We start from the raw sequence: 214 nt of genomic DNA, 5'->3' as shown, positions 1-214 counted from the left end.
GGACTACTGGGGTTTCTAATCCGGTTCGAGACCCTAGCTTTCGTCCCTCACCGTCGGATCCGTTCTCCAGAGGCGCTTTCGCCACCGGTGGTCCGTCCAGGATTACAGGATTTCACTCCTACCCCGGACGTACCCCTCTGGTCTCCCGGTCCCAAGCCGAGCAGTTTTCGCCGGACGCCTACTGGTTAAGCCAGTAGATTTCCCGACGAACTTA

At 58.4% G+C, this 214-nt stretch carries 1 rRNA gene; it reads right to left on the bottom strand.

Features of this window, described 5'->3' with window-relative positions:
- Positions 1-214 (bottom strand): 16S ribosomal RNA (locus tag BTW08_RS18535); the annotation flags it as partial.

The sequence above is a fragment of the Salinicola sp. MH3R3-1 genome (assembly GCF_001937155.1).
GTDB classification, from domain to species: Bacteria; Pseudomonadota; Gammaproteobacteria; order Pseudomonadales; family Halomonadaceae; genus Salinicola; species Salinicola halophyticus.
The sequence above is the reverse complement of the archived record's forward strand: the minus strand, read 5'-3'. Positions and strand labels throughout refer to the sequence as shown.